We start from the raw sequence: 12,565 nt of genomic DNA, 5'->3' as shown, positions 1-12,565 counted from the left end.
GAGCATGGCGGACATCATTCGCGCGGCACTCGTGCAGACGACGTGGACCGGCGACAAGGAATCCATGATCAAGGCGCACGAGGAGTACGCCCGGCAGGCCGCCGCGCGGGGCGCGAAGGTCATCTGCTTCCAGGAACTGTTCTACGGCCCGTACTTCTGCCAGGTGCAGGACGCCGCCTACTACTCCTACGCCGAATCGGTCCCCGGCCCGACGGTCGAGCGGTTCCAGGCACTCGCGCGCGAACTCGGGATGGTCATGGTGCTCCCGGTGTACGAGCAGGAACAACCCGGCGTCCTCTACAACACCGCGGCCGTCCTCGACGCCGACGGCCGCTACCTCGGCAAGTTCCGCAAGACCCACATCCCCCAGGTCAAGGGCTTCTGGGAGAAGTTCTACTTCAAACCCGGCAATCTGGGGTACCCGGTGTTCGACACCGCCGTCGGCAAGGTCGGCGTGTACATCTGCTACGACCGGCACTTCCCCGAGGGCTGGCGCGCCCTGGGCCTGGCCGGCGCGCAGCTGGTGTTCAACCCGTCGGCGACCAGCCGGGGTCTGTCGGCGTACCTGTGGAAGCTCGAACAGCCGGCGGCGGCCGTGGCCAACGAGTTCTTCGTCGGGGCGATCAACCGGGTCGGCGTCGAGAGCGACCTGGGCGACAACGACTTCTACGGCACCTCCTACTTCGTGGACCCCGAGGGCAAGTTCGTCGGCGACGTCGGGCACGACCACGACCCGGAGCTGATCGTGCGCGACCTGGACATGGGCCTGCTGGCCGAGGTGCGCGACCGCTGGCAGTTCTACCGCGACCGCCGCCCGGACGCCTACGGGCCGCTGGTGACGCCGTGACCGGCCTACTGATCAAGGGCGGCACGGTCATCGGCCCCTCCGGGGCCACGTTCGCCGACGTCCTCGTCGAGGGCGAGACCATCGCGGCCCTGTTCGCCCCCGGCCGCGCCCCCGAAGACACCGCCCGACGCGAGATCGACGCCACCGGCAAGTACGTCATCCCGGGCGGCGTCGACGTGCACACCCACATGCAGCTCCCGTTCGGCGGCACCAGCGCCAGCGACACGTTCGACACCGGCACCCGGGCCGCGGCCTTCGGGGGCACCACCACGATCGTCGACTTCGCGGTGCAGCGCACCGGCGAGGTGGTCGCCGACGGGCTCGCCGCCTGGCACGCCAAGGCCGACGGCGAATGCCACATCGACTACGGCTTCCACATGATCCTCGGCGGGGTCGACGACGCGGCCCTGGCGGCCATGGACCAACTGGTCGAGACCGAGGGCATCACCAGCTTCAAGCTGTTCATGGCCTACCCCGGCGTGTTCTACAGCGACGACGGCCAGATCCTGCGCGCCATGCAGCGGGCCCGCGACAACGGCGCCACGATCATGATGCACGCAGAGAACGGCATCGCCATCGACGTCCTGATCCAGCAGGCCCTGGCCCGGGGCGAGACCGACCCGATCTACCACGGCCTCACCCGGCCCCCGGCCCTGGAGGCCGAGGCGGTGCACAGGGCCATCCGGCTCGCCGAGGTCGCCAGGGACTGCCCGCTCTACATCGTGCACCTGTCGGCCAGCGAGGCCCTCGAACAGGTCGCCGCCGCCCGCGACGCCGGGCGCAACGTGTTCGCGGAGACCTGCCCGCAGTACCTGTATCTGACGTTGGAGGACCAGCTCGGCGCGCCCGGGTTCGAAGGGGCCAAGTGGGTGTGCTCGACCCCGCTGCGCAGCAAGTTCGAGCCGCACGGCCGCGACCTGTGGCGCGGGCTGCGCACCAACGACCTGGCCGTGGTGTCCACCGACCACTGCCCGTTCTGCTTCAAGGACCAGAAGGAACTGGGCGTCGGCGACTTCTCCAAGATCCCCAACGGGATCGGCGGCGTCGAACACAGGATGGACCTGATCTACCAGGGCGTCGTCGACGGACAGCTGTCCCTGCGGCGCTGGGTCGAGACGGTGGCGACCACCCCGGCCCGGATGTTCGGCCTCTACCCGCGCAAGGGCGTCCTGGCCCCCGGTTCCGACGCCGACATCGTCGTCTACGACCCGGCCGGGCACACCACGATCGGCGTCGAGACCCACCACATGAACATGGACCACTCCGCCTACGAGGGCACCCGGATCGACGGCCGGGTCGACACCGTCATCTCCCGGGGCAGCGTGATCGTCGACGGCGCGGGGTACCACGGGCGCAAGGGGCACGGTCGCTACCTGCGGCGGGGCCTGTCGCAGTACCTTATGTAGGAGGAGCCGCGATGAAGCAGGTCAAGCACTGGATCGACAACGCGGCGGTGTCCGGCGCGGGGACCCGGCGCCTGCCCGTGTGGGACCCGGCGACCGGGACCCAGCAGGCGGAGGTCCTCGCCGCCACCCCCGCCGAGGTCCGCGCGGCGGTCGAGAGCGCCCTGGCGGCCCAGCCCGGCTGGCGGGCGGCGTCGCTGTCGCGGCGCGCGGAGGTGATGTTCCGGTTCCGCGAGCTCGTCGACGCCCAACGCAAGGAGATCGCGTCCCTGCTGTCGGCCGAGCACGGCAAGACCGTCGCCGACGCGCTCGGCGAGGTCGCCCGCGGCCTGGAGAACATCGAGTTCGCCACCGGCGCGCCGCACCTGCTCAAGGGCGGGTTCAGTGAACAGGCCGCCACCGGCGTCGACGTGTACTCCATCCGCCAGCCCCTCGGCGTCGTCGCCGGCGTCACCCCGTTCAACTTCCCGGCCATGGTGCCGATGTGGATGTTCTGCAACGCCCTGGTCTGCGGCAACACGTTCGTCCTCAAGCCCAGCGAGAAGGACCCGTCGGTGTCGCTGCTGCTCGCCGACCTGCTCATGCAGGCCGGGCTGCCGCCGGGCGCGTTCAACGTCGTGCAGGGCGACAGGGAGGCGGTCGACGCGCTGATCGCCGACCCCGACATCGCCGCGCTGAGCTTCGTCGGCTCCACTCCCGTCGCACGGCACGTCTATGAGGCGGGCACCCGGGCCGGCAAACGCGTCCAGGCGCTCGGCGGGGCGAAGAACCACATGGTGGTGCTGCCCGACGCGGACGTGCCGGCCGCCGCCGACGCGGCCGTGTCCGCCGGGTTCGGCTCGGCGGGGGAGCGGTGCATGGCCGTCTCCGTCGTCGTGGCCGTCGGTTCCGTCGGCGACACCCTCGTCGACGCGATCGCCGAGCGGATCCGGCAGATCCGGGTCGGCCCGGCCAGCGACCCCGACGCCGAGATGGGCCCCCTGATCAGCCGCGAGCACCGCGACCGGGTCGCCGGCTACCTCGACGCCGCCGGCGGGCAGGTCGTCATCGACGGCCGCGACGCCCACGACGGGCCCGGGTTCTTCCTCGGCCCGTGCCTCGTCGACCACGTCGGCACCGACTCGGTGTTCTACACCGACGAGATCTTCGGCCCCGTGCTGTCCGTCGTGCGGGTCGACACCTACGAGGAGGCCCTCGCGCTCGTCAACGCCAACCCGTACGGCAACGGGACGGCGTTGTTCACCCGCGACGGCGGGGCGGCGCGGCAGTTCCAGTACGACGCGGTGTGCGGGATGGTCGGGATCAACGTGCCCATCCCGGTGCCCGTCGCCTACTACTCCTTCGGCGGCTGGAAGTCCTCCCTGTTCGGCGACCTGCACATGTACGGCCCCGAGGGCATCGCCTTCTACACCCGGGCCAAGGTCGTCACGTCCCGGTGGCCCGACCCCGCGACCAGCGCGGTCGACCTCGGCTTCCCGAAGGTGAGGTGACGATGGACATCGGCGTCGTCCTGCAGTGCGACCCGCCGGCCCGCGACGTCGTCGCGCTGGCCCAGCGGGCCGAACGGGCCGGGTTCAGCCACGTGTGGACCTTCGACTCGCACCTGCTGTGGCAGGAACCGTTCGTCATCTACAGCCAGATCCTCGCCACCACCGAACGCGTCATGGTCGGCCCGATGGTCACCAGCCCCGGCACCCGGGACTGGACGGTCACCGCGTCGCTGTTCGCGACCCTCAACGAGATGTACGGCAACCGGACCGTCTGCGGCATGGGCCGGGGCGACTCGGCGATGCGCACCCTCGGTCTGCAGCCCTCCAGTCTGAAAGAGCTGCGGGAGTGCGTCGAGGTCGTCCGGGGCCTGGCCAACGGCCGCACCGTCCGCTACCGGGGCCAGGACCTGCACTTCCCCTGGTACACCGGCGGCAGCCTGGAGGTGTGGGTCGCCGCCTACGGCCCCAAGGCCCTCGCGGTGGCCGGCGAGGTCGGCGACGGGTACATCCTGCAACTCGCCGACCCCGAGATCGCCGCGTGGATGATCGGCGCGGTGCGCACCGCCGCCGAGCGCGCCGGCCGCGACCCGGACGCCGTGAAGATCTGTGTCGCAGCGCCCGCCTACGTCGGCGACGACCTGGCGCACCAGCGCGACCAGACCCGCTGGTTCGGCGGCATGGTCGGCAACCACGTGGCCGACATCGTGGCCCGCTACGGCGACACCGGGGCCGTCCCCAAGGCGCTCACCGACTACATCCGGGGCCGGCAGGACTACGACTACGCCGAACACGGCCGGGCCGGCAACACCCACACCACGTTCGTGCCCGACGAGATCGTCGACCGGTTCTGCGTGCTCGGGCCGCCCTCTGAGCACGTCCGGCGGCTGAAAGAGTTGCGTGACCTGGGTGTGGACCAGTTCGCGGTGTATCTGCAGCACGACGCGAAGGGGGAGACCCTGGCCGCGTACGCGGAGACGGTCATCCCGTCCCTGGCGTAGCTGACGGCTCTCCGACACATCCACGGCGGCGATTGCGGCGGCGTGCTAGCTTCGGCTCCCTTGTACCGAGGAGTAGGAACATGCGCCGTCGACTCACCGTGCTCGCGATCCTGGCGTCGGTCGCACTGGCCGGGTGCACCCCTTCGCCCGCACCGGCCCCCGCCCCGACCGCCGCCACGACGGTCACCGCCGCCCCCGCCCCGGCGCCGACCGGGTCAGCGGCCCCACCGGCCACGGCAGCCCCCGCCGGATACCCCACCGAGGCGCGCGCGTACGCCGAGGCGGCGCTGGCCGCGTGGACCGGACACGACACCGCCCGCCTGGCCCAGCTCAACACCAGCGAGCTGTTCCACTCGATGGACCTGTGCGCCTGCTACGACACGCACTTCAGCCACGTGCGCTGCGAGGGGGCCGCCGGCTCCTCCTACTGCGTGTTCCGCAACACCTACGGCGACGAACTGACCCTCCAGTTGCGCAACGAGCTGCTCGGCCACCCGCAGGCCCTGCGCGGCGGCACGTTCGACCCGACCAGGACGCCCACTGACGCCGGGGAGTACGCCAAGGCGTTCCTCGAGGCGTGGCAGGCCGGCAACCAGCCCCGGATGGCCACCCTGTCAGTGGGCGACGCCCTGACGTACATCACCACCCACGACACCCGGCCGGACACCTTCACCCTGGAGAAGATCGACGGCGGCGGCACCGGCATCAGCCCGGTGTACGTGCACCCGCCGACCGGGCCGAAGTTCCTCCTCCAGCTGCACACCTCGGCACTCGGGCATCCGCACGCCATCTTCGGCCCGGTGGACGCCAGCAGCTACTAGAGCAGCCCGTCCTCGCGGGCCCGGTTGGCCAGGTCCAGCTTCGTCCAGGTGGGCCGGCCCGCCTGCCGGTACTTGTCCTTGACCCGGTCCAGGTACGCCTTCGCCGTGTGCGGGGACACCCCGGCCCGGCGGGCCGCCGCCGTCAGGGTCAGGCCGGACGCGTAGGCGACCAGCACGGCCCGCTCCTGTGCCGACAGCGGCGGGCCGGCCGGGTCGTTGGCGAGGGCGTGCGCGAGCTCCGGCGAGTACGCCGTGTCCCCGGCGGCCACGGCGTGCAGCGCCCCGACGAGGGTGGCCAGGTCGTTGTCCTTCGTCAGGTAGCCGCCGGCACCGGCCCGGATCGCGGCGATGACCTGGTCGCGGTCCGGGACCGTGCTGATCACCAGCACCCGGTTCCCGTCGGCCACCAGCCGGCGGATGTTGTCGGCCGGCAGGGTGCCGTCGCGCAGCCGCAGGTCCAGCAGCACCACGTCGGCCGGAGCCGTCAACTCCGCCACGGTGCCCACCGTCGCCACCAGACGCAGACCGGGCACGTCGGCCAGCCAGGACCGCAGCCCCTCCAGCAGCATCCGGTCGTCGTCGACGGCCGCCACCCGGATCACGCCGGCCACCGCAGTTCGACCCAGGTGCCGTCCCCGGGCGCGCTGTCGATCCGCACCCCACCGCCGACCTCGGCGACCCGGTCGTGCACGGAGGCGCGCAGCCCCAGCCCGGGGGTCGCGTCGGCGGCGAAACCCCGACCCCGGTCGGTCACCGTCACGACGACCCCGCCGGCGCCGCCGCTGGCGCTGACCCACGCCTCGGGGGTACCCGAGTGCCGCAGCACGTTGTTCAGCGCCTCCCCGGCGGCCTCGCCGAGCGCGGCGGCCACGGCCGGGGGCAGCTCCCCTGGCAGCTCCCCGTACTGCGCGACGACCCGCAGACCCAGGCACTCCACCGACCGGATCACTCGCTCCAGGTGCTCGGTGAGCCCGCCGGGGTCCTCCTGCGCGCCCCGGACCAGCAGGCGGCGCAGGTAGTCGGCCTCCCGGGCGCAGCGTTCGCGCACCGCGCCGGCGTTGACGTCGACCCCGCCCCGCGCGATCGCGGTCAGCGTGGACAGCACCGTGTCGTGCAGTGCGCGGTACTGTGCCGCCCGCTCGGCGAACCGGGCTCGCTCGGCGCTGCGGGTCGCCTCGGCGTCCAGGGCCCGGCGGGTGGCGGCGTCGAGGAGCTCGCCCTGGCGGCTCAGGTACCACCAGAAGACCCGGGTCAGCACGGCGGAGAAGATCACGGAGTTGGCGTGCACGGCCACCCCGCCGGGGGCGACCCCGCTGCGGTACAGCACGAAACAGTCGACGGCCGCGATCCCCGCCACGACGAGTGCCGCCGGTACGGGCCGGAGGCGGACCCCGACGATCGCCGCGGCCGAGTTGCCCAGCGGGACCGCCCACGGCAACTTGACCGCCGCCGGCCAGATCGCGGCGGTGGCCGGCGCGAGCAGTCCGCACAGGGCCACGTCCGTCCACACAGCGCCGGTGGCGAACCAGCCGCGCCGCCAGGTGTGCGCGAACAGCGCCGCGCTCCACACCGCGCCGACCGCGCAGATCACGTACTCCCGGGGCGTGGCCCGGCCGGCGACCGCGTCCTGGACGAGCAGCAGCAGACCTGCGACGACATGGCTCAGCCGGTAGCAGCCGGTGGCCACCACCATGAACACCTCAGCGCGTTGTCGTCCGGTCATCCCGCTCTTATACGCGACCCGGCGGGCCGGCACCAGTAGCCAGTTCAGGCGGGCTGTTTCCGGCCACTGTGGACTCCTAGGCTGCCAGGGCCCGGCTGTCCAGCGCCGCGACCGGGCCCCGACCAGGTGGTGGACCCGGCGCGTGAACGGAGGCAGTCCATGTCCGGTGCACTGTGGAACATCGCTCGGGCCGCGACGGTCCTGGCCCTCGCCGCCGGTGGGCTCGCCCTCGCCGGCCAGGCCGACGCCGCGGTCCTGCCCACCCGGGTGGTCTGCACCTCGTCCCTGAAGACCTACGACTGCGAGTTCGAGAACAACCGCTGGGCCCCGCTGTCGGTCACCTGGGCCGTGAACGGCGCCACCTCGGTCCATCCCGACGGGGACTACGTGTGGGGCGACTGCGTCGAGGGCGTCCGGGTGGGCGCCACGGTCACGGTCGTCGACGTCAACCACGCCACCCACTCGCTGTCCGGGTCGGTGACCTGCCGCTGACCGGCTGCGGGCCGGCCGCGCTACGCCTCCTTGCCGGTGTAGTGCCGGTCGGCCAGGGTCAGCACCTCGTCGAGGATGTCGAGCCCGGTGTCGAGATCCGCCTCCGACGTCACGCACGGCGGCACCACGTGCACCCGGTTGAAGTGCGTGAACGGCCACAGCCCGCGCTCCTTGCACGCCGCGACCAGCTCCGCCATCGGTGCGGCGTCGGCCCCGGCGGCGTTGTACGGCACCAGCATCTCCCGGGTGTCGCGGTCACGGACCAGCTCGATCGCCCAGAAGAACCCGAGGCCGCGCACGTCGCCCACGCTGGGGTGCCGCGCGGCGATCTCCGCGAGCCGGGGCCCGATGAGCGTGGAGCCCAGGTCGCGGACCCGTTCCAGGACGCCCTCGTCGCGCATCGCCCCGATGGTCGCCACGGCCGCCGCACAGGCCAGGGGATGCCCGGAGTAGGTGAGCCCGCCCGGGTAGGGCCGCTCGGCGAACGCCTCGTAGACGCGGGGGCCGAGGACGACGCCGCCGAGGGGCACGTACCCGGAGTTGACGCCCTTGGCGAACGTGATCAGGTCGGGGACCACGCCCCACCGGTCGGCCGCGAACCACTCGCCGCACCTGCCGAACCCGCTCATCACCTCGTCGCAGATCAGCAGTGCCCCGTACCGGTCGCACAGGTCGCGGACGCCGGCCAGGTAGCCGTCCGGCGGCACCAGGATGCCGTTGGTGCCGACCACGGTCTCCAGGATCACGGCGGCGACCGTGTGCGGGCCCTCCAGGGTGAACACCTGCTCGAGGTGCTCCAGCGCCCGGTCGCACTCCTCCCGCACGGTGGTGGCGTGAAACGCCGACCGGTACGGGTACGGCCCGAAGAACCTCACCACGCCCGGGATGCTCGGCTCGCTGCCCCAGCGGCGCGGATCCCCGGTGAGCGTGATCGCCCCGGCGGTCGCCCCGTGATAGGACCGGTACGCCGAGAGGATCTTGTGCCGGCCGGTGGTCAGCCGGGCCATCCGCAGCGCGTGCTCGACGGCCTCGGTGCCGCCGTTGGTGAAGAACACGTGCGACAGGTCCCCGGGCGCGACCTCGGCGATCAGCCGGGCTGCCTCGCTGCGCGCGTCGTTGGCGAACGTCGGCGCGACGGTGCACAGCTTCGCGGCCTGCTCCTGGATCGCGGCCACCACCCTGGGGTGCTGGTGGCCCAGGTTCAGATTGACCAGCTGCGAGGAGAAGTCCAGATAGCGGCGTCCCTCGCCGTCCCAGAACCAGGAGCCCTCGCCGCCGGCCAGCACGGTCGGAGTGAGGGCGCGTTGCGCCGACCAGGAGTGGAAGACGTGGGCGCGGTCGTCGCGGTAGGCGGAATCGGTCATCGGTGACCCCTTCGGTGCCGGGTGCGCGTCCCCAGCAGTCTAGGAGACGGAGCGTCACGGGTGGGCGACCCGGCGCGAGGAGCCGCGAGCACCATTTAGGGCATTTACCAATATTCCATGAGATACGGTCTCCTAGGCATCGACCTGATAGGGGAGACATGACTGTCCTGTTGCGCGCCGGCGTCGCCGCCCTGGCCGTGTCCGTCGGCCTCGCCGCGACCCCGGCCTCAGCCGCACCCGGCCACACCACCCCGCCGTCCACCGCGTCGGAGGACACGGCCCGCCCCGGCGGAATCGCGCCGCTCCTGCGGGCCGAGTCCGGCGAGGTCCCCGGCCGCTACGTCGTCGTCCTGCGCCGCCCCGACAAGGGCGGCCCCCGCTCCGACCCGCAACAGGCGCTGGCCGGCCCGCTGGCCACCACCCGGGCGGCCGGCGGCACGGTCCTGCGGCGGTACACGTCCGCGCTGCGCGGCTTCTCCGCCGACCTGCCGCCCGACGCCCTCGCCCGGCTGCGGGCCGACCCGACGGTCGCGTACGTCCAGTCGGTCCGCACGCACCGGATGGAACAGCCTTACCAACGGGGCGCTCAACCTGACCCCCCGTGGCACCTCGACCGGGTCGACCAGCGCCACCTGCCCCTCGACGGGAGCTACACCTACCCGGGCGACGCGGCCGGCACCGACGTGTACGTGGTGGACTCCGGCATCCGGGCCAGCCACGCGGAGTTCGAGGGCCGGGCGACGGGGGAGTACACCGCGATCAACGACGGCAACGGCACGAACGACTGCGCCGGGCACGGCACGTTCGTCGCCAGCCACGTCGGCGGGAAGACCTTCGGGGTGGCGAAGAAGGCCACCCTGCACGCGGTCCGCATCCTGCACTGCGACAACTCCGCCTCCACCGACGAGATCGTCGACGGCATGGACTGGACCGCCGCGCACGCCGTGCGGCCGGCCGTGGTGAACCTGAGCATCCAGAGCGGCGGCGGCAACGGCGACCAGGCGATGGACGACGCGGCCAAGGGCATGATCGACGGCGGGCTGATCCTGGTGCTGATCGCCGGCAACTTCAACAGGGGCGACTGCCAGAACTCGCCCAAGGACCCGCGCGCGATCATCATGGCCGCCACCGACCGCACCGACGCGCGCAACACGATCGCCAACGCGTCGAGCTACGGGCCGTGCGTGACGGCGTTCGCCCCCGGGGCCGACGTGACCGGTGCGGCGCCCGGCAGCGACACCGCCACCGTCGAGCACTTCTACGGCACGTCGTTCGCCGCGCCGCTGGCCACCGGCCAGGTCGCGCTCGCCCTGCACGACAACCCGGCGCTCACCATGGCCCAGGCCCGCGACCAGCTCGTCGCCGTCGCGACCCGCGACGTGCTCACCGACGTCGGCGCCGGCTCGCCCAACCGGCTGCTGTACGTGGCGGAACCCACCCCGACCGTGACCCGGCCGGCCGACCAGGATTCGCCGGTCGGCACGGCCACGTCCCTGCAGGTTCAGGCGTCGGATCCGCAGGGCGACCCGCTCACGTACGCCGCGACCGGCCTGCCCGCCGGCCTGGCGATCGCCGCGTCGACCGGCCTGATCTCGGGCACGCCGACGGAGGCCGGCACCTCGACCGTCACCGTGACGGCCACCGATCCCGGCGGAGACCAGGGCGCGGCGACGTTCACCTGGACCACCCGTGGCTGCATCGCCCGGCAACTCGTCGGCAACCCCGGCTTCGAGGACGGCACCGCGCCCTGGGCCGGGGACACCGACGCGATCGGCCACTTCCTCCTGCGACGCCCGCACGCCGGCCACCGGGTCGCCTGGCTGAACGGGACCGGCGAGGCCGGTACCGAACAGCTGTCCCAGCAGGTCAGGATCGCGCCCGGCTGCACGGCGACGTTGGTGTACTTCCTGCACGTCGACACGTTCGAGTGGCGACACGCCGCCGATGACCGCCTGACGGTCACGCTGGGCGGTCAGACCGTGGCCAGCCACAGCGACCTCGACGCCCGGTTCGGCTACGTCCGGCACTCCGTGGACGTGTCGGCGCTGGCGGGCGCGACCGTGACCCTGGCGTTCACCGGGACCGAGGACGACGATCTGCAGACCAGCTTCGTCCTCGACGACGTCACCCTGACCACGGGCTGACAAGAGGCCAGGCGGCACCTGCCCTGATCAGTGGCCGGCGGGACCGGCGTGGGGAGGAGAGTGCTCGTCCAGGAACTCGGCGAACACGTGCCGGCAGATCTGCGTGGACCACGCGCCCCAGGAGAAGTCGAACACGTGCTCGGCGAACGGCAGCCTGACCAGGCGGTGTGGCACTCCCGCCTCGCCGAGCAGGCGGGCGAGGCGCGGGGAGCCGGCGTACGGGGCGACGTGGTCGCGATCGCCGTGCATCAACAGGGTGGGTGGCAGCCCGGGACGCACGTGCGTGACGGGGGACGCCGCCCGGTAACGGTCGGGCACCTCGACGGGTGTGCCGCCGGTGTAGTTCTCGGCCATGACGCGCACCGGCGGAAACCCGGTGTCCCGCCACGCCTCGGCGATGTCGGTCGGCGGGTAGAAGGCGGCGACGGCCCGTACGTCGGGGGTGGTGTAGGCGGCGAGCAGGGCCAGGTTTCCGCCGGCCGAACCGCCGGCGAGCATCACCCGCCCGGGGTCGACCCCGTACTCGGCGGCGTGCGCGCGGACCCAGGCCACCGCGGCGCGCACGTCCTCGGGAGCCTGGTCCCAGCGGGGCGGCGGGGCCAGTCGGTACTCGATCGCGAAGACCGCGTAGCCGCGCTCGTTGAGCCAGCGGTGCCACAGGGGCGCCTCACCGCGGTCGCCCTCGTTCCAGCCGCCGCCGTGCACCCAGATGACGGCCGGGTACGGGCCGGCCGCCGGGCCAGCGGGCAGCTTCACGTCCAGCGGCAGGCCCTCGCGGTACTCGACGCTGCGCTCCTGCACGGGGCGGCCCTCGTTACGCCCGCCGGCGACGTACCGCCGAAGCGACAGCCGCGCCCCGGCGCGACGGGCGGCCCGCAGCGCCGAAGCCAACAGGACCACGCCGGCGACCACCGCCGCGCAGGCCACCAGGGCGGCCAGTGAGCCGGTGATCCGGGCTCCGCCCGCGTACGCCCACCCGGCGAGGACCAGAGCCAGCAGGCCGAGGGGGATCAGGTACAGGCCGTACCGGTCGAGCAGGGCGCTCAGGATGATCAGCCGGACCGGGATCCGGGCGGTGGCGACCACCAGCACGCTCACGGCCAGTACCGCTGTGAGCAGCCACGACAGCGCCATCACGACGATCACCGCACCAGGATCACACGCGGGCTGGGCCGCGCGCCGCCGATCCGCCCCTTTCGCCGGGCCGCCGAGACCCGGACCATTGATGATCATGAAAGAAGGGATCCGGTTTACTTGTAGGTCCAGGTAAATGTTTGAGATCT

11 protein-coding genes are annotated in these 12,565 nt (G+C 72.5%); 7 read left to right on the top strand and 4 right to left on the bottom strand.

Features of this window, described 5'->3' with window-relative positions:
- Positions 1-4 precede the first annotated feature (4 nt).
- The 5 genes from IW245_RS08465 to IW245_RS08445 all read left to right on the top strand — a co-directional run bounded on the left by IW245_RS08465 (position 5) and on the right by IW245_RS08445 (position 5,559).
- Positions 5-847, top strand: a complete 843-nt coding sequence (locus IW245_RS08465; RefSeq protein ID WP_197002629.1) for a nitrilase-related carbon-nitrogen hydrolase — start codon at positions 5-7, stop codon at positions 845-847.
- Positions 844-2,253: a dihydropyrimidinase gene (gene hydA / locus IW245_RS08460; protein ID WP_197002628.1), complete on the top strand. Its 1,410-nt coding sequence runs from the start codon at positions 844-846 to the stop codon at positions 2,251-2,253. Before IW245_RS08465 ends, hydA begins: the two co-directional genes overlap by 4 nt.
- A gap of 11 nt (positions 2,254-2,264) precedes the next feature.
- Entirely contained in the window at positions 2,265-3,740 is a 1,476-nt protein-coding gene (locus tag IW245_RS08455; RefSeq protein ID WP_197002627.1) for a CoA-acylating methylmalonate-semialdehyde dehydrogenase, read from the top strand.
- Positions 3,741-3,742: 2 nt separating this feature from the next.
- Entirely contained in the window at positions 3,743-4,738 is a 996-nt protein-coding gene (locus tag IW245_RS08450) for a TIGR03842 family LLM class F420-dependent oxidoreductase (RefSeq protein WP_197002626.1), read from the top strand.
- Positions 4,739-4,818: 80 nt separating this feature from the next.
- Positions 4,819-5,559 (top strand): hypothetical protein, encoded by a 741-nt coding sequence (locus tag IW245_RS08445; protein WP_197002625.1) that lies wholly within the window; start codon positions 4,819-4,821, stop codon positions 5,557-5,559.
- Here IW245_RS08445 and IW245_RS08440 read toward each other — a convergent pair.
- Both IW245_RS08440 and IW245_RS08435 read right to left on the bottom strand, forming a co-directional pair.
- A complete protein-coding gene (locus IW245_RS08440; protein WP_197002624.1) occupies positions 5,556-6,161 on the bottom strand; it encodes a response regulator transcription factor in 606 nt (201 codons plus the stop codon). The genes IW245_RS08445 and IW245_RS08440 overlap by 4 nt on opposite strands.
- Complete coding sequence (locus IW245_RS08435) at positions 6,158-7,282, bottom strand: sensor histidine kinase (protein ID WP_197002623.1); 1,125 nt, start codon at positions 7,280-7,282, stop codon at positions 6,158-6,160. The genes IW245_RS08440 and IW245_RS08435 overlap by 4 nt, the downstream gene beginning before the upstream one ends.
- 159 nt (positions 7,283-7,441) lie before the next feature.
- On the opposite strand from IW245_RS08435, the gene IW245_RS08430 reads away from it, so the two are divergent.
- A complete protein-coding gene (locus IW245_RS08430; RefSeq protein WP_197002622.1) occupies positions 7,442-7,774 on the top strand; it encodes a hypothetical protein in 333 nt (110 codons plus the stop codon).
- Between the two features lie 20 nt (positions 7,775-7,794).
- Here the strand turns inward: IW245_RS08430 and IW245_RS08425 are convergent, their stop codons facing one another.
- The gene (locus tag IW245_RS08425) at positions 7,795-9,138 is read right to left on the bottom strand and encodes an aspartate aminotransferase family protein (protein ID WP_197002621.1); all 1,344 of its coding nucleotides are present in this window, start codon (positions 9,136-9,138) and stop codon (positions 7,795-7,797) included.
- Positions 9,139-9,296: 158 nt separating this feature from the next.
- Between IW245_RS08425 and IW245_RS08420 the strand changes: the two genes are divergently transcribed.
- Positions 9,297-11,282, top strand: coding sequence for a S8 family serine peptidase (locus IW245_RS08420; protein WP_197002620.1), 1,986 nt, complete (start codon positions 9,297-9,299; stop codon positions 11,280-11,282).
- Positions 11,283-11,309: 27 nt separating this feature from the next.
- Here IW245_RS08420 and IW245_RS08415 read toward each other — a convergent pair whose 3' ends face one another.
- On the bottom strand, positions 11,310-12,428 hold the full coding sequence (locus tag IW245_RS08415; protein WP_233472451.1) for an alpha/beta hydrolase: 1,119 nt from the start codon (positions 12,426-12,428) through the stop codon (positions 11,310-11,312).
- Positions 12,429-12,565 lie beyond the last annotated feature (137 nt).

The organism is Longispora fulva (genome assembly GCF_015751905.1).
In the GTDB taxonomy this organism is placed as follows: domain Bacteria; phylum Actinomycetota; class Actinomycetes; order Mycobacteriales; family Micromonosporaceae; genus Longispora; species Longispora fulva.
This window is presented reverse-complemented; position numbering and strand designations above follow the sequence as displayed.